19 protein-coding genes are annotated in these 14,990 nt (G+C 54.2%); 9 read left to right on the forward strand and 10 right to left on the reverse strand.

From position 1 onward, the window contains the following. Positions 1–300: 300 nt before the first annotated feature. The 9 genes from BM029_RS13990 to BM029_RS14030 form a co-directional block, all read right to left on the reverse strand. A complete protein-coding gene (locus BM029_RS13990) occupies positions 301–711 on the reverse strand; it encodes a VOC family protein (RefSeq protein WP_092436984.1) in 411 nt (136 codons plus the stop codon). A gap of 66 nt (positions 712–777) precedes the next feature. Further along, complete coding sequence (locus BM029_RS13995; RefSeq protein ID WP_092436986.1) at positions 778–1,302, reverse strand: SRPBCC family protein; 525 nt, start codon at positions 1,300–1,302, stop codon at positions 778–780. A gap of 34 nt (positions 1,303–1,336) precedes the next feature. Further along, positions 1,337–1,780, reverse strand: coding sequence for a YciI family protein (locus tag BM029_RS14000; protein ID WP_092436988.1), 444 nt, complete (start codon positions 1,778–1,780; stop codon positions 1,337–1,339). Between the two features lie 514 nt (positions 1,781–2,294). Continuing rightward, on the reverse strand, positions 2,295–2,612 hold the full coding sequence (locus tag BM029_RS14005; RefSeq protein ID WP_092436990.1) for a hypothetical protein: 318 nt from the start codon (positions 2,610–2,612) through the stop codon (positions 2,295–2,297). A gap of 28 nt (positions 2,613–2,640) precedes the next feature. Continuing rightward, positions 2,641–4,128 carry a DegQ family serine endoprotease gene (locus BM029_RS14010; protein ID WP_092436992.1) on the reverse strand — a complete coding sequence of 496 codons (1,488 nt, stop codon included), beginning with the start codon at positions 4,126–4,128 and terminating at the stop codon, positions 2,641–2,643. 115 nt (positions 4,129–4,243) lie between these two features. After that, complete coding sequence (locus BM029_RS14015; RefSeq protein ID WP_092436994.1) at positions 4,244–4,516, reverse strand: BrnA antitoxin family protein; 273 nt, start codon at positions 4,514–4,516, stop codon at positions 4,244–4,246. Continuing rightward, on the reverse strand, positions 4,500–4,784 hold the full coding sequence (locus tag BM029_RS14020; protein WP_092436996.1) for a BrnT family toxin: 285 nt from the start codon (positions 4,782–4,784) through the stop codon (positions 4,500–4,502). The genes BM029_RS14015 and BM029_RS14020 overlap by 17 nt, the downstream gene beginning before the upstream one ends. A 202-nt stretch (positions 4,785–4,986) precedes the next feature. Then, a complete protein-coding gene (locus BM029_RS14025; RefSeq protein ID WP_092437157.1) occupies positions 4,987–6,291 on the reverse strand; it encodes a sensor histidine kinase in 1,305 nt (434 codons plus the stop codon). Between the two features lie 26 nt (positions 6,292–6,317). Next, positions 6,318–6,974, reverse strand: a complete 657-nt coding sequence (locus BM029_RS14030; protein WP_092436997.1) for a response regulator — start codon at positions 6,972–6,974, stop codon at positions 6,318–6,320. 328 nt (positions 6,975–7,302) lie between these two features. On the opposite strand from BM029_RS14030, the gene BM029_RS14035 reads away from it, so the two are divergent. From BM029_RS14035 to BM029_RS14065, 7 genes are all read left to right on the forward strand, one after another. Further along, positions 7,303–7,527 carry a VF530 family protein gene (locus BM029_RS14035; protein ID WP_092416380.1) on the forward strand — a complete coding sequence of 75 codons (225 nt, stop codon included), beginning with the start codon at positions 7,303–7,305 and terminating at the stop codon, positions 7,525–7,527. A 180-nt stretch (positions 7,528–7,707) separates the two neighbouring features. Beyond that, positions 7,708–8,100, forward strand: coding sequence for an SRPBCC domain-containing protein (locus tag BM029_RS14040; protein WP_092436999.1), 393 nt, complete (start codon positions 7,708–7,710; stop codon positions 8,098–8,100). Between the two features lie 388 nt (positions 8,101–8,488). After that, on the forward strand, positions 8,489–9,751 hold the full coding sequence (locus BM029_RS14045; RefSeq protein ID WP_092437001.1) for a hypothetical protein: 1,263 nt from the start codon (positions 8,489–8,491) through the stop codon (positions 9,749–9,751). Between the two features lie 114 nt (positions 9,752–9,865). After that, complete coding sequence (locus BM029_RS14050) at positions 9,866–10,813, forward strand: cupin-like domain-containing protein (protein WP_092437003.1); 948 nt, start codon at positions 9,866–9,868, stop codon at positions 10,811–10,813. A gap of 129 nt (positions 10,814–10,942) precedes the next feature. Beyond that, positions 10,943–11,398, forward strand: a complete 456-nt coding sequence (locus BM029_RS14055) for an Mpo1 family 2-hydroxy fatty acid dioxygenase (protein ID WP_092437005.1) — start codon at positions 10,943–10,945, stop codon at positions 11,396–11,398. A 26-nt stretch (positions 11,399–11,424) separates the two neighbouring features. Next, positions 11,425–12,426 carry a 2-dehydropantoate 2-reductase gene (locus BM029_RS14060; protein WP_092437159.1) on the forward strand — a complete coding sequence of 334 codons (1,002 nt, stop codon included), beginning with the start codon at positions 11,425–11,427 and terminating at the stop codon, positions 12,424–12,426. Positions 12,427–12,702: 276 nt separating this feature from the next. After that, positions 12,703–12,963, forward strand: coding sequence for a hypothetical protein (locus tag BM029_RS14065; RefSeq protein WP_092437007.1), 261 nt, complete (start codon positions 12,703–12,705; stop codon positions 12,961–12,963). 466 nt (positions 12,964–13,429) lie between these two features. Here BM029_RS14065 and BM029_RS14070 read toward each other — a convergent pair whose 3' ends face one another. Next, a complete protein-coding gene (locus tag BM029_RS14070) occupies positions 13,430–13,609 on the reverse strand; it encodes a hypothetical protein (protein WP_092437009.1) in 180 nt (59 codons plus the stop codon). A gap of 282 nt (positions 13,610–13,891) precedes the next feature. On the opposite strand from BM029_RS14070, the gene BM029_RS14075 reads away from it, so the two are divergent. Both BM029_RS14075 and BM029_RS14080 read left to right on the forward strand, forming a co-directional pair. Continuing rightward, positions 13,892–14,188, forward strand: coding sequence for a PsiF family protein (locus BM029_RS14075; protein WP_092437011.1), 297 nt, complete (start codon positions 13,892–13,894; stop codon positions 14,186–14,188). Positions 14,189–14,338: 150 nt separating this feature from the next. Next, on the forward strand, positions 14,339–14,764 hold the full coding sequence (locus BM029_RS14080; RefSeq protein ID WP_092416386.1) for a surface-adhesin E family protein: 426 nt from the start codon (positions 14,339–14,341) through the stop codon (positions 14,762–14,764). Positions 14,765–14,990 lie beyond the last annotated feature (226 nt).

The raw sequence follows: 14,990 nt of genomic DNA on the forward strand, positions 1-14,990 counted from the left end.
TACGTGCGCCGGGGGTAGCCCGGCAGCTAGTCACTTTTTCTTGCTTCGCCAAGAAAAAGTAACCAAAAAGAAGGCGACCGCAAAGCCACTGCCTTCCCTCCGGTCAGGTCCCCAAATGTGGCGCGTATCAGTCGTGTGGAAAGACCAACTCGCTGCGCTCAAACATGTCTTCCCACAATTCCCGACTGACACGCACCACATTTGGCAGCGTCCCAATGCGGAATGCACGTCAAAAACAACTGCAACGTCAAAAGCAGCTGCAACGTCAAAAGCGACGCAGCCGCCCGGTTTCAACGCCGGTCAGCTATCCTTCTCGCAGTTAACCATCCAAGGCGTACCAAACTGATCTTCCAGCATGCCGAAACCGGCGGCCCAAAACGTTTTTTCGTACGGCATTTTGACCTTGCCGTTCTTCGACAGTGCATCAAAGATACGTTTTCCCTCCGCAATCGTGTCGACATTAATCGACAGGACCATGCCTTGCATTTTCTCAAAATATTCCGGTGGGCAGTCTGAACCCATCAAGACTCCACCATCCATTTCCAGCCGCATGTGCACGATTTTGTCTTGTCGATCAGGTGGCGTTTGTTCTGCCATCGGTGATTCGGCGTTGGTTAATCTGAAGGCGATTTTCCCGCCCAGGACTTGTTGGTATAACTTGAACGCGGCGTCGCACTGGCCGTCGAAATTAAGATAGGCATTCAATAGCATAATGTTCTCCTTTATTACTGCGATTAGGGATGAAACCGCGCCGGGCTTGGCGCAATAGTGTCCGTCTTATTTTTCGACGGCGGTCTTCAGGTTGGCAAGGCCTGTTTCAAAATCCTTGCCGATCATGCTGTCCATGCTGAAAAATAATCCCATCACCTTGCTGATATAAGGCGAGGGGCCATACATGGACCAGGTAACGTTGCTGCTGCCGCCTTGGGCGTCGACGCTAAATTCGGCAGTGTTGCTGCTTTTGAACGGCTTGCTGAAATCTAGCTTGATGAGGGTTTTCGATGGCGATGTGTCGCTGATCTCCATGCGCCCGGCGCCGACTTTGTCCGAACCTTCCCATGCATACGCAGCACCCTTGCCGCTGGCGGCGCCGCTGAAGGTTCTTTTCATCGCCGGATCCAGTTTTTCGTAAGGCGACCAGCTTCCCCATTCATGAAAATCGTTGACGCGGGCGAAAATCTTTTCCGGCGGCGCCTTGATCGAAATCGTGCGCTGCACGCGGAAAGTGTCGGGCCGGGTGGCGGCATAGCCGAAGATGCCGGCCAGTACAACGACGACGATGATAACGATGGTTTTGATCATGGTTTCCTCTGTGTTGCCAGCGATATGACGTGGATCAGGAGTTGGCGTTGTTGTGCTGGCCGGCGCTTTGCTGGCGTAAGCGTTCTTCGGTCTCTCTCAGTTCAGGCGTGAATTCGTCGCCGAAATCTTCCGCCTCGAATACCTGGCGCAGCTCCAGTTCGACCGCGCCGTCACCGTCAAGCGCTGGCCAGCGCTTGACCCATTCAATGGCCTCCTGCCGCGATTGCACCTGGATCATGGTAAAGCCGGCGATCAATTCCTTGGTTTCGGCGAAAGGACCATCGAACACGGTCGGTTTGCCGCCCGAGAATTTGATGCGCGCGCCTTTGACGCTAGGTTGCAGGCCTTCGCCGGCCACCATGACGCCGGCTTGTACCATTTCTTCGTTGTATTTCATCATGGCGGCGATCAGCTCTGTGCTGGGCATGGTACCCGCCTCGGTGTTCTTGTCTGCCTTGCGTATGATCATGAATCGCATCGTGATATCTCCGTCTGGTTTCAATGGTTTGTACAGGGGACCGGCTGCAGCCGGGTTAAATCCGGGATCTGCTAATTAGTCGAACGGGCGGCAGAGAGATCGACAAACCACAGATTTTTTTTGAAATTATATTTGATAGGCGGACTTTGCTTGTTGAAATCGCAATTTCATTTGCTGTCATCTGACGGGCGTGATGGCTGCCGGTACTGAATCTGCCGGGACGGATGGTGAAACTTAATGTGAGCCTCATAGTAAAGCTTAACTAGCTTAGGCAAGCCTGGCGCAAATTACAAACCGAGCGCTCGTTCAAGCGACACCTTTTTGCAGTGTGGATATGTACAGTGGGCAGACGTATCCGATGTTATTTGAACGCCGTTGCTCGCACAACATTAAGCAGGATAAAAAAATCCATATATATCAACAACATAGCTAAAACACATTGGAGTTATCAACAGGACTATCCACAGTTTCTGTGGGTAACTTTGACTGGAATGAAAATTCAATCAGGGAGGGTTTAGTCAATCACAACCGCCATGAAGACGGTGGACAGGCTCAGCAGAATCAAGCCAAAGATGAAGGCGATGTCAGCGTATTGCTCCAGCCGTGCGCTACGGCTTGAACGCATGGCGGCATACGAGAGTATGCCGCTGGTCAGGAATACCAGGCTGTTCAGCGCCAGCAGATGGCTCAGCCAGATTGCCAGTCCGCTGAACCTGGCGAGTTTGATGATCGACAGGGCGGTAATGCAAACCCCGATCATCGTGGCGGAAGAGGGCAGGATGTGTTGCGATAGATTGTTGTTTTTGACCGGTTTGTTTAACAGTTCAGTCATCGTAACCCCATCCTGCTGTGTTGGCGCGTTAGCCCAGATTCAAAGGCACAAAGATCTTATCCTTGTCGCGTTGCACCAGTAGCGCCACGTTCTTGCCGGCCTTGCTTACCAATTGACGCAACTGCTCGACGCTGTTGACCGGCTTGCCGTTGAGCGACAGGATCACGTCGCCACGCTGGATGCCGGCCAGTGCCGACGGTCCGGTTGCATCTTCCACCACCAGCCCGCCGTGTGTGCCGACCTGTTGCTGTTCGTCCGGGGTGAGCTGGCGCAGCGCCAGCCCGAGCCGTGCTTGCGAACCGGCGCCAGTGTCGTTGCTGGCAGTTTTGAGCGCTTCCGCTTCGGTCGGCTTGACGGTCAGCGTCTTGGCCTGGCCGTTGCGCATCACCTCGATCGTGCTGCTGGTGCCGGGTGCCGTGTCGGCCACCAGGCTCGGCAAGTCGGACGAATGATTGATCGGCTGGCCATTGAAACGCAGGATCACATCGCCGGTTTGGAGGCCGCCCTTGTCGGCCGGGCTGCCTTTGTCAACCGAGCTTACCAGCGCGCCGGCGGCAGTCTTCAAGCCGAAAGATTCCGCCAGTGCCTGGTTGACTTCTTGCACGCTGACGCCCAGATGGCTGCGGATGACCTTGCCATGCTTGACCAGTTGCTGCTCAACCTTGGTGGCGACATCGATCGGAATCGCAAAAGACAGCCCCTGATAGCCGCCGGTCTGGCTATAGATCTGCGAATTGATGCCGATCACTTCGCCTCTGATATTGAACAGCGGTCCACCCGAGTTGCCAGGATTGACGGCGACATCGGTCTGGATGAACGGCACGTAATTATCGTCCGGCAGGGAGCGCGACTTGGCGCTGACGATGCCGGCGGTAGCGGTGTTTTCAAAGCCGTAAGGCGAGCCGATCGCCAGTACCGGTTCGCCAACCTTGGTCAGCGCCGGATTGCCGATCTGCACCGTCGGCAGGTTTTTTGCGTCGATCCGTATCACCGCGATATCGCTCTGTTTGTCGGAGCCCAGCACTTTGGCCTTGAATTCGCGGCGGTCGGTTAGCTTGACTGTCACTTCCTGGGCGCCGTCGACCACGTGGGCGTTGGTCAGTATCAGGCCGTCGGTGCTGATGATGAAGCCAGAGCCTTCGCCGCGCATGATTTGCGGATGGCTAGGGATTTGCAGCTGCGGGCCGAAACGCTTGAAAAATTGTGAGAACGGATCGTTAGGGTCGAGTTCGCCGGAGTCGTCCTGGTCGGCAACCGCACTCTGTTTCGCTTTGCCGGTGACGCTGATGTTCACCACGGCAGGTCCGGAGCGTTCAACTATGCCGGAAAAATCGGTGGCCACAGCCACGGCCGGCGCAGTATTGCTTACCGGCGCCACAGCCTGCGCTGGTGCCACGATCGCCGCATTGGCGTTGTCGATACCGATATCGCCGTTCTTCGAATGCAGGTAGGCGCCGCCGGCCAACACCAGAACGGCGGCGGCGATGATGCTGCGGGTAAAGGTCTGACTATTCATGCTGTGCTCCTTTGCAGATGGACTAGAACTAGCACACAGCATAAATACTAAAAATTAAAGCAGACTTAAGAATAAAAAAGAAGAAAACCAAGTGCTTATTTTTAAATCATCCGCTCTACCGGTGGCGGACTTTATCTAGCATTGCAGCCCGTAAGATGTCGTTCAAGCGGCTTTGATAACCTTTTCCTTCTTCCTTAAGCCATTCCACGACATCAGCGTCAATCCGTACCGTCAATTGTTGTTTGAGAGGGCGATAGAATTTTCCGCGGACCGCACCTTGCCAGTCTTGTCGGGTTGTAGCCGGGAGGTCGGAGAAATCGATATCGTTCTCCGACGTGGCGGCTAATGCTGCCAGTTCCTTGCGGATTGATTCAGGTACCTTGCTCATAGATTTTCCTTTCCAACTTTGTTGCACGCCGCGCTGAGATGATTCGAATATATTCTGAACCGCTCTCTGCTTCATGCCAGGTGTGGGCTACCAAAAGCAAGGCGATGCCGCCGACCATGCCAACTGTTTGCCACCGATGTTCGTAGTTTTCAACACGCTCTCGCCTGGTGATGTGCAGGGGGTCGTCAAAGACGAGCGCTGCGGTCTCAAAGCTGACGCCATGTTTACGCTGATTACCCTGGTTCTTGAGGTCATCCCATGAAAACATTGTAACTCCAAATATGTAGTTACATTATTGTAGTTTTAAATTGTTAATAAAATAGTAAGTAATTGGAGCATTTCGATGTTTTTTTGCAGCGCATTAATGACAAAGGGAGGCGGCAAAGGCGGGGAACGTCACAATCCGCGTTTATGCGCGGCAAATTACAAGTTCATCAGAGATGCCCTTAAAGAGCGCCTCGAATAATGCATCAGGCCGCAAAGTGCACACTGACACGCAGCCCGTGCCCGGTATTTTCCAAATTGACGCTGGCGCGGTGGGCATCGGCAATCTGCTTGACGATCGCCAGCCCCAGGCCACTGCCATGCGACTGCGTCTGGCTGTCGGCAGCGCGGTAGAAGCGATCGAATACGCGCTGCAAATCGGCATCTGGAATACCGGGGCCGTGATCTTCCACAGAAACCGTAACACCGGCGGCATCTGCGGCAAGCGAGACATCGATGCTGCTACCAGGCGGGCTGTGCCGCAGGGCGTTGTCGATCAAATTATTGAACAGAATGCGCAAGGCATCGGCGTTGCCGGTCAGGCTGGCCGGCATCTCGGTGCCGATGCCCAGATCGATCTGGCGCTCATGGGCGCTCAGGGCGAAGTCGCCGATTACGCTATGCAGAAGGGCGCGCAAATCGAGTTCGACGTGGGCTTGTTCAAAGGCGCCGGGTTCCTGGCGTGCCAGCGTCAGCAATTGTTGCAGCAAATGCGTGGCGCGTTCCAGTCCTTGTTTCAGATCGCCGAAAGCTGCTTGCCGTTCACCGTCGTCGGTGGCGCGTTCAGCCAGCTGGACTTGCAGGCGCAGGGCGGTCAGCGGTGTGCGCAGTTCGTGCGCGGCGTCGGCAACGAACGCGCGTTGCGCATTGATGGATTGACCGAGGCGCGCCAGTAAATCGTTGAGCGCCTGGGTGAGCGGCCGGATTTCGCGCGGCAGCGTGGCATCGGGAATCGGCGACAAGGCGTGCATGTCCCGTGACTGGACTTCTGCCGCAGCGCGCCTGATCGGCGCCAGCCCGCGGCCGACGGCCACCCAGATCAATATGCCCAGCAAGGGAAACAGCAGCAGCAGTGGAGTGACGGTCTTGATCGCCATCTGTGCCGCAATCTGATTGCGCGCGCTTTGCGGTTGCGCGATCTGCACCACGGTATTGCCGATCTGTGCACTGTACACGCGCCACACGCCATTGCTCTGGCGGACATTGGTAAAGCCCAGTTCGGCTTGCAACGGCAAGTTTGCCTGCCCATGCGAATGATAAATGACGACGCCGGTGTTGTCCCAGATCTGGATCATGATCTGATCATCCAGTTCCGGCCCGCTATCGCCATTTTCTATCATCGGAGAAAACGCCTGGCGCGGCAGGGAGGCGACGATCTGCCGCATTTGATAATCGAATAATTCGTTGGCCTCGCCGCGCGCCTGGAAATACAGGGCGCCGCCGGCCACCAGGATGGCGCCGCTCAAACCGACTGCCAGCCATAGCAGCAAACTCTTCCGTATGGATGGGATTGATAGTCTTGACGATGATGTCGACGTCATTTGGCCACCATATAACCGATGCCGCGTACATTCTTGATGAAATTGCTGCCGAGTTTTTTACGCAAGGCGTGGATGTAGACCTCCACCGCATTACTTTCAATGCTGTCATCCCATCCGTACATTTTTTCTTCCAGTTGCGCTCGCGACAGCACCACGCCAGGACGATCCAGGAAGGCGCGAAGCAACGCGAATTCGCGCGCCGAGAGATTGACCTGGCGGCCTTCCAGCAGCACCTCATGGGTAGCCGGATTGAGCGTCAACTGGCCCAGCTCGATCAACGGTTCGGCACGTCCGGACTGGCGCCGCAGCAGGGCGCGAATCCGGGCCGCCAGTTCTTCCAGGTCAAACGGCTTGACCAGGTAGTCGTCGGCGCCGCCATCCAGGCCGGCCACCCGGTCCGATACGGCATCGCGCGCAGTCAGTATCAGCACCGGAATCCGGTTGCCGCCGGCGCGCAGCGACTTCAGGACCTCCAGGCCGTTTTTTTTCGGTAAGCCGAGATCGAGCAGCAGTAACTGGTAATCCTCTTGGGCCAGCGCACTCAGCGCCGCAGCGCCGTCCTGCACCCAGTCGACGGCAAAACCGTCCTGGCGCAATCCCTTGCGCACGGCTTCGCCAACCATCAGATCGTCTTCTACCAACAGCAAACGCATGGCACCAGCTCCTTAGCAACGGCAAACAAAGATCGAAAACCGTCACAGTTTAGCCGGATTGAATTAAAGGATTCTTAAACGATTTTTAAACATTCTCAGGCTGGCCCCGCGGCAACTCTGTGCAGTGATAAAAAATTCATATATATCAACGACATAACTAAAACGCTCGGTAGTTATCAACAGGACTGTCCACAATTTCTGTGGGTAACCTGTATAGTTGTAATTTAGATAATGACAGAACTGCCGAAAACTTGAATACTGTGCCGTGTACAGTGCTGCAGGTTCATGTGGCCGTAGAATGTCAGCCTGAACCTTGATCGAGAAACGCATGACACAGAACACACATCATCATTTGCACGGCGTTACGCTGGAAGCGATGCTGACCGAACTGGTAGCCCATTACGGCTGGGATGGATTGGGGCAGCGGATCGACATCCGTTGTTTCAAGAGCGATCCCAGCATCAAATCCAGCCTGACATTTCTGCGCAAGACAGAATGGGCGCGCGAGAAGGTAGAAGCCATGTACGTGGGTATGCGGCGCGCAATGAAATGAGTTTTTGAAAAATGAGGTAAAGTTTTGTGGCGGTGGCTGTATTTGCACTCGCATTCGTAATCGTATTTACCCTGGCCCCGGCCCGGAAATTTTCTCAGTGCGCCATTCCTAAGTAGAATCCCTGGCGCTTGCTGACTTGATGCTTGACCTGATGATTTGCTAACAGCAGGAAGAACCAGCATGCGCAATGTAATTTATAAAACGGTGGTCTTGAAGGCGCCCCCCGAGGCGTTGTTCGATATGTATATGGATCCGGTGATGCATCAGGCAATCACCGGGCTGCCGGTCACCATTGGTGGCGAAGCCGGCGCTGAGTTTTCGGCGTTCGATGGCGCCCTGACCGGCGTCATGCTGCAGGTGGCCAAGCCCAGGCTGATCGTTCAGACCTGGCGTTCGACGGCGTTTGCCGCAGACGATCCGGATTCGGTCCTGATCCTGTCGTTTCATTCCCAAGGTGAGCATGGGCGCATAGAGCTTGTGCATCTGGACGTGCCAGACCAGGATTACGAGCAGGTCAAGATTGGCTGGCGTGAAAAATACTTTGAGCCGTGGCGCGAGTTTTTGGCGAATTGAACTGTCAGCCGGCGGCACTGCATTTGCCACCGACGATTAATAAAAAAGCATGAATTTAAATGTTGTCATAAATGATATGGCGGTCAAGGTACCTGATTTGTAAACCTGTTAAATCTGACAGGTGTGGCAGCTTCTGTTTGTCACTAGAATAAAGCTGTCTATCGGAGCCTATCCTCTCCTATGTTGATATTTAGCCCGCCGCCGTATGGCGGCGGGCTTTTTTTTTCCGGTCTCCCTCCAGTGCCCCCCGCACCGGTTAACCGCGATCTCGCCATGAGAGCGCGGTTTTTTTATGACGGTTGTCGAGATTGCATCCTCCTTGCACTTCCGCTTAAGATCTGCCATTGCCCGAATTGCTAAAGCGCGGCAAATCGCTACAGGGAAAAGAATGCAAAAAATTAAAACCGTCCTATCTGTTTTTTTGTTGTTTGGCTGCGCGTTATTGCTCGCGGGGTGTGCATCTTTATCCACATCGATTTCGCAATTCGAAGGTGGCAACTATGTCGCCAGCGTAAAGTCGACACTCGTCTATCTCGATGAAAAATACAAGAAAGCGGATTACGACGATAGCGATGAAAGAAATGGCATCCGCGAACGCATGCGGATTATTGAAAGCAACTACGAAACCGCAATCAACAGCGCCAACCCTCTGGAGTACGACAAGAAAATAGCTGCCTGTTCGGCCTTGCTGGAAATCAGGACCATGCTGGCCGAAAGGCGCTATTACGCAAGGTATACCGATTTGCCGGATCGCTATTCCGATGCGGTATTGCGGGAAAAACTGGCCGGGCAGTACTACCTGAAAGCTACGTCTGCCGTTGTCTACAAGGATGACCGCCAGGCAGCCATCAGCTTCGCAGCCGCTGCCGATGTTTATCAAAAGTACGGCGACTATAAAGACGCCAGGAAGCAAGCCGGAAAATATAAATTTGCAGCTGATAACAAGGACGCTGCAGCGTATTACCAGCAAGGGCAGGATCTGGTAGCGCGCAATGCGCAACGCAGCAGAGCCATGTATCGCGACGCCAGCCAGGCTTTTTATAACGCCTCTGACGTGTACCGCGATCACGGTGCTTATAAGGATGCGCAGCCGTTGTCGGAAAAATATCACGCCATGGGTACTGTCGTGCTGCAAATCAGCAGCAACGAACCGGAGGGCGATATCACCAGAAGCGTGCTGGGATTGTTTGATCTCGGTTTCACCCGGTTTCAATATCAAGGCGGCGCCAAAGCCGACCTAGGCATGTATCTGAATACCTCCTACATATACTACCCACCCAAATCCAGGCAATACGTAGAGGCGATGAGCGAAAACGTCGAATTCAAGAAACAGGACGGCTCGACGGCGGTGCGCACCTATCGTTTCAACCGTAAAGTCGTGGAGGAAGTAAATTCGATGCAGATCGTGCTGGATCTGTCCGTCACCAGGGCGCCGCCCCTTGATCTGCGTTATGACGAAGTTGCCGAAAGCCGCCGCACCACCATCAGCTACTATGGCGACGTACCGGGTAACGGCCGCTATGGCTATCGAACCGAAGGTTATCTGATGGACCGGGATCAACTTTGGCGCGCGGCGCAAGCACAGTTGATCAACCGCCTCAACGGTGACAACCGGATCAGGATGATTCAGGACGACATACGGAATTTCTAGGCACAATTTTCAGAGACAATCGCGGTAGAAAAATTCTCAAGCCATCCTGCTAAACTAACGGATTGCTGTCAGTGCAATCCGTTTTTTTCGATTTTTTATCTCAGATATTCACCTATGACTTCGATTCGCGGGCCTTCCTTCCAGTTAGTCGACCAGATCGATGCCGAGCAGCTGCAACGCGAGGGCGGTTTCGGCGACCGTAACCGGCCTTTGCTGGTCAAGGGCGCGCTGCGTAACTGGCCGGCCCAGAAAAGCTGGTCGTTCGAGCAGATGGCGGCGCTGCGCCACAAGGATGGTTCTGAACCGCAGGTGAAATTCCAGAACGGCCTGGTGGAACAGGGGCAGACCCGGCATCGGCCGGTGATGCCGGTCAGCCCTTATCTGCAAGAGCTGGCGACGCTGGGCCGGCAAGGCCTGCCGGACGACGTTGGCTTGCTGCCAGACCGGCGCCGTCATCAACTGGCGGCCGGTGAGCGATTTTTTCTCGACTGGTCGCACATGCAATCGTTTCAACCAGATCGCATGTATCTGGCGCAATGGAATATCCTTGATGAATTCCCCGCGCTGCGCCATGACTTTTCGATTAAGGATCTGTGGCCGGGTCTGCGCTGGACCTGGGAGTATGTCTTCATGGGCCCGGCAAATACGGTGACCGGCCTGCACTACGATTTTCCGAATAACTGGTTTTGCCAGGTACGCGGCAGCAAGGAATTCATCCTGTTCCCGCCGGAACAAACGCCGCACATGTGTATTTCCGAGAAATACGACTGGGGTGCGATCCTGAGCGATATCAATATCTCTCGCCTCGACCAACAGCCGGACCAGCTCAAGGAATTTGAAAAGACGCAAGGCTTATATGCGCGGGTGGAGGCGGGCGATGCACTGTTCATTCCCAAACGCACCTGGCACGCGGTGGTGGCGCTGGAGCCGTCGATCAGCCTGGGCGTGTTTGGCCTGACCGCGCCCGAAGTGTTGTTTGGCGGCGTACCGAACGAGATTAAAAACGTTTTCCACAAAATGCATTTGTACCGCTGGGGCAACTGCACTTGTCATAAATTCTAGCCTGCTTATCTAGCCTGTTTAGCCGCCCTGGCACGGCGTCGCCCGAACTGAAAAAATGGAGGCTGCGCTCAAGCGCGAGGAAGAATGATGGTCTAAGATAGTCGCATACAAAAAAAGACGGAGACCTTCATGAACCAGCATTCGCAACCGGCAGCGGGCCGTTCTATAGACACGCTGCTGGACAAATACTCTGAAAGCCATCTGAATCCGGTGAATGAAGTGATCCATTTCATTTGCGTGCCGGTGATCGTTTTCACGTTGTTGGGTTTGCTGTGGGTGATCCATCCCTGGGTGGCGCTGGCGGCTGCGCTGGCCGCCATGTTTTACTATTTTTCACTGTCGACGCCGCTGGCAATCGGCATGTTGCTGATGTCGGGCGCGATGCTGGCGTTGCTCTATATCTTGCCGCCGGGCCTGGTGCTGCCGCTCTCGGTCAGCGTGTTTGTAATCGCCTGGATTGGGCAGTTTATCGGGCACAAGATCGAGGGTAAGAAGCCGTCGTTCTTTGACGATTTGCGCTTCCTGCTGATCGGCCCGTTGTTTGTCCTGGGCTTCTTGTATCGACGCCTGCATATCTCCTATTGATGGCCGGCGATGTACAAAATGATGCAATGAAAATCGCCGTTTTCGGCGCCGGTTCGATCGGTGTTTATATCGGCGCGTCGCTGCTGGCTGCGGGCGCCGATGTGGTGCTGGTAGGGCGGCCCCGCATGGGGCGCCAGATTGCCAGCCAGGGCGTGCTGCTGAGCGATCTGGAAGGTCGTCGGCAACACCTAGAGGGCGAGCATGTGCCGTATCAGGAAAGTGCCGCCGCGTTGGCCGAGGCCGATCTGATCCTGGTTACCGTCAAGAGTGCCGATAGTGCCGCTGCGGCGAGCGCCATTGCAGAACATGCCAAGCCGTCGGCGCTGATCGTCAGTTTGCAAAATGGCGTTGGCAATGTCGATACCTTGCGCGGTCTGATGCCCGGCTGGCAGGTGCTGGCGGCCATGGTGCCGTTCAATGTGGTGCAGATGGAAGGCAATCGTTTTCATCGCGCCAGCGGCGGTGAGTTGATGATTGAGACATGCGCCGCGCTGGAACCCTGGCTGGCGTTCTTTCGCCAGGCCCATTTGCCGCTGCAGCAATGCGAGGATTTCGCGGCAATCCAGTGGGGCAAGCTGTTGTTGAATTTGAATAACGCAGTGAATGCGCTGTCCGGCCTGGCGCTCAAGAGCCAGTTGTCGCAGAGGGCCTACCGACGTTGCCTGGCCTTGCTGATTGCAGAGGCATTGGATGTGCTGCGCACCGCCGGAATCCGGCCAGCCAGGATCGCCAAGGTCGGGCCGCAACTGCTGCCGGTCATATTGCGTTTACCTGATGTACTTTTCAAGCGAATTGCAGCGACCATGCTGAAAATAGATCCCGAGGCGCGCTCATCCATGTGGCAAGACTTGCAAGCAGGGCGCTTGACGGAAGTGGATTATTTGAACGGTGCAATTGTCCGCCTGGCCGAATCGCTGGCACGCGACGCGCCCGCCAACCGGCGCGTAACAACGCTGATCCACGCCGCCGAACAGGGCAACCTGCAACTCTGGTCCGGCGCGGCGCTGTACCGGGCCTTAAGCGACTGACTAAGAAGTTATTCGAAATGCCGTTGGCAATACCGAAGTTTTTTTACGGTAAATACGAAGAGAAGTACGAACTAACCGGGGGCAGAGTGAACTTTCGCAGGCCCTATCGCGAAACTTCACTCTGCCCCCGCTTAGTGGACCACGGAGCAGAAGCAGTAAAACCTAAAGAAGCAAACAAGCGATAAGTGAACTGCCTTGCTCCGCCTCCACATCACTACGTTATCGATTCGCGTCAGAGATCGTCCTTGCTGATAAATTTATTACGAAAGGTCTGATATGAAGAAGCTTCTAGGCTTGCTGACGCTATCACTTGCATTCTCCTCTTTGGCTCAAGCGCAAAGCGAACCGATGCCGCGACCATACACGGGAGCAGTGCTGGAAGGGCATCCCGACGCCAAAAACGATCGGCATCCAGAATCGTTTTACGGTGGAGGTAATCACAACATGGGAACGCACAGCGTGATGCGTTGCAAGGATGGCACGATGCACAAGGCGCGTGCCGATGCATGCCGCGGTCATGATCACGAGCCAAAATGAAAACTCGCTTTACTGACAAACGCATTCTCAGATTTGCAGGCACGTTCGTCGAGAAATACTACAGGCGATAAGCACACGGCCAAGATATATAAATATTGAATATCTGTTATCAGTTAAATAAAGCAGACATGCATGCTGCGTCGCCATATAGTTACACCTGTCTCCTCCAACACCTCCTAAGGTTTGGATTCAGCCCGCAACCGCAAGGTGAGCGGGCTTTTTTTTGCCTGTACAAATCGCGTATCGGCTAATTGCACTTATCCAGGAGGGAATTTGATCCTGCTGCGAGCATCGTTTAAAAAACGATATAAATCAATGGCTTGGATTTTTTACTGTGGAGTTATCAACAGGCTTGCGCACATTTTCTGTGGGTAACTTGGCAGTGGAGCGTAAAAAACTGTTTCGCGGGCAAAAAAAAGCCCCGCAAGCGGCGGGGCTGGTGAGCGGTTCTTGCTGCGGTCCGTTTTCAGAAGCGCAGGTAACAGTCACTCATTCCTTCGTAAGGGGCGATCCAGGCACCCAGCAGCTTGTCCAGCAGACCGGGCTGCGACTTGGTCAGGTTCTTGTCATGGGAATGCATATCAGCGCGCGCCTGTGCTTGCATCGAAAGTGTTGACAGCGGCAGTGGAGGTGAGATGCTAGACATGATATTCCCTTTCAGTTGATCGTTTATGTTGCAATGCAGTATATGTAATCTGGAATGACTAATCCAATTTCGCTTTCACATACACGTCATACGATTCATGAATATCAAGTCGATCCTCTTATGCGACTGCACTCGTATGTCGGCACCGCATAAGCATATAGCTCACATATTGGCAGCTGACAATTTTCGTGCTGTAATGCATCAGGCCGCATAATTGTTAATTAATGTTGTAATTGATGCGGTAACTAAAGCGGTAACCCCAATGTGGAAACGGAGAAAATCATGAAAAAACTGACAGGTCTTGCATTGCTCGCTTGCTGCTTTATTTTTAACCCGGCCTTTGCCGCAAATTCGCAGCAAGGCAAAATGGCATCGTGCAACAAGGATGCAACCGGTAAAACCGGGGATGACCGCAAAGCGTTCATGAAGGATTGCCTGAGCGCGAAACCGGCTGCCGCTCCTGCCGCCCCAATGACACAGCAAGAGAAAATGAAATCCTGTAATGCCAACGCCACCGATAAAAAGGGCGACGACCGCAAGGCATTCATGAAGCAATGCTTGTCAAAACCTAAAGCATAAGAAAATCCTGCGGCACATCGTTGCCGTAGCCAAAAGCCCCGTCTCAGTCGGGGCTTTTTTCATTTTGTTACCAAATTGCATACTCGCTACCGGAATTAATGTTTACTATGCAGAGTCGAAACAAAGCTCGCACTCTATAAGGAAATTCACATGAAAAAATTAGCGCTCACCCTTACTCTGGGGCTGGCTTGCGTCGTGGCACAGGCTGCAGCTGACTGGCAACCGGTCGGATCCAGCGATACCGCCGAGCTCAAGCTGGACCAGGCATCGATCAAGGAAAACAAAGGTATCCGGGAAGCCTGGTCGATGTGGAATTTCAAGGAACCGCGCAAGAACGATGGCGACGCTAAAGTATTGCCGACCTTCCAGTCGTATCAGGATTTCACTTTATACGATTGCAAAGCCAAGACTGTGCGACTGACGAAAGAGATTCTGTTTGCCGGGCTTGACGGCGCCGGCGCCAAGGTGGATCACAGCGACGCCTTGAAAAACTCGACTTATGTCAAACCGGCGGCCGATTCGATCGCCGAGGTCATGATGAATTTCGTTTGCGCATTCCCTATCGCTGCCAAGTAACTGCAGCATCAAATCAGCAGCATAGCGGACTTTGGTCCGCTATGCTGCACCAGTCTTTGCTATACTCTCGCCCAGACTGTCGGAGCTGATCTCCGCACACCTGATTGATATGGAATGTTGTGAAAGCCTTGCGTCAGTATTGCAAGCGCTGCATTCCTGTTCCAGTCCTCGCCATAGTTCACGGCGTGGAATGAGACTGAAACCCCGCACCAGTTCTGCCTCTCAC

The sequence above is a fragment of the Collimonas sp. OK607 genome (assembly GCF_900111995.1).
In the GTDB taxonomy this organism is placed as follows: Bacteria; Pseudomonadota; Gammaproteobacteria; order Burkholderiales; family Burkholderiaceae_D; genus Collimonas.

Excerpts from the sequence above, each read along its gene's own strand:
- BM029_RS13990 (WP_092436984.1), bottom strand. The coding sequence starts at position 711 with ATGCTATTGAATGCCTATCTTAATTTCGACGGCCAGTGCGACGCCGCG.
- BM029_RS14030 (WP_092436997.1), bottom strand. The coding sequence starts at position 6,974 with ATGCGTTTGCTGTTGGTAGAAGACGATCTGATGGTTGGCGAAGCCGTG.
- BM029_RS13995 (WP_092436986.1), bottom strand. The coding sequence starts at position 1,302 with ATGATCAAAACCATCGTTATCATCGTCGTCGTTGTACTGGCCGGCATC.
- BM029_RS14010 (WP_092436992.1), bottom strand. The coding sequence starts at position 4,128 with ATGAATAGTCAGACCTTTACCCGCAGCATCATCGCCGCCGCCGTTCTG.
- BM029_RS14035 (WP_092416380.1), top strand. The coding sequence starts at position 7,303 with ATGACACAGAACACACATCATCATTTGCACGGCGTTACGCTGGAAGCG.
- BM029_RS14070 (WP_092437009.1), bottom strand. The coding sequence starts at position 13,609 with ATGTCTAGCATCTCACCTCCACTGCCGCTGTCAACACTTTCGATGCAA.
- BM029_RS14075 (WP_092437011.1), top strand. The coding sequence starts at position 13,892 with ATGAAAAAACTGACAGGTCTTGCATTGCTCGCTTGCTGCTTTATTTTT.
- BM029_RS14015 (WP_092436994.1), bottom strand. The coding sequence starts at position 4,516 with ATGAGCAAGGTACCTGAATCAATCCGCAAGGAACTGGCAGCATTAGCC.
- BM029_RS14020 (WP_092436996.1), bottom strand. The coding sequence starts at position 4,784 with ATGTTTTCATGGGATGACCTCAAGAACCAGGGTAATCAGCGTAAACAT.
- BM029_RS14080 (WP_092416386.1), top strand. The coding sequence starts at position 14,339 with ATGAAAAAATTAGCGCTCACCCTTACTCTGGGGCTGGCTTGCGTCGTG.
- BM029_RS14040 (WP_092436999.1), top strand. The coding sequence starts at position 7,708 with ATGCGCAATGTAATTTATAAAACGGTGGTCTTGAAGGCGCCCCCCGAG.
- BM029_RS14060 (WP_092437159.1), top strand. The coding sequence starts at position 11,425 with ATGAAAATCGCCGTTTTCGGCGCCGGTTCGATCGGTGTTTATATCGGC.
- BM029_RS14050 (WP_092437003.1), top strand. The coding sequence starts at position 9,866 with ATGACTTCGATTCGCGGGCCTTCCTTCCAGTTAGTCGACCAGATCGAT.
- BM029_RS14000 (WP_092436988.1), bottom strand. The coding sequence starts at position 1,780 with ATGCGATTCATGATCATACGCAAGGCAGACAAGAACACCGAGGCGGGT.
- BM029_RS14005 (WP_092436990.1), bottom strand. The coding sequence starts at position 2,612 with ATGACTGAACTGTTAAACAAACCGGTCAAAAACAACAATCTATCGCAA.
- BM029_RS14045 (WP_092437001.1), top strand. The coding sequence starts at position 8,489 with ATGCAAAAAATTAAAACCGTCCTATCTGTTTTTTTGTTGTTTGGCTGC.
- BM029_RS14065 (WP_092437007.1), top strand. The coding sequence starts at position 12,703 with ATGAAGAAGCTTCTAGGCTTGCTGACGCTATCACTTGCATTCTCCTCT.
- BM029_RS14055 (WP_092437005.1), top strand. The coding sequence starts at position 10,943 with ATGAACCAGCATTCGCAACCGGCAGCGGGCCGTTCTATAGACACGCTG.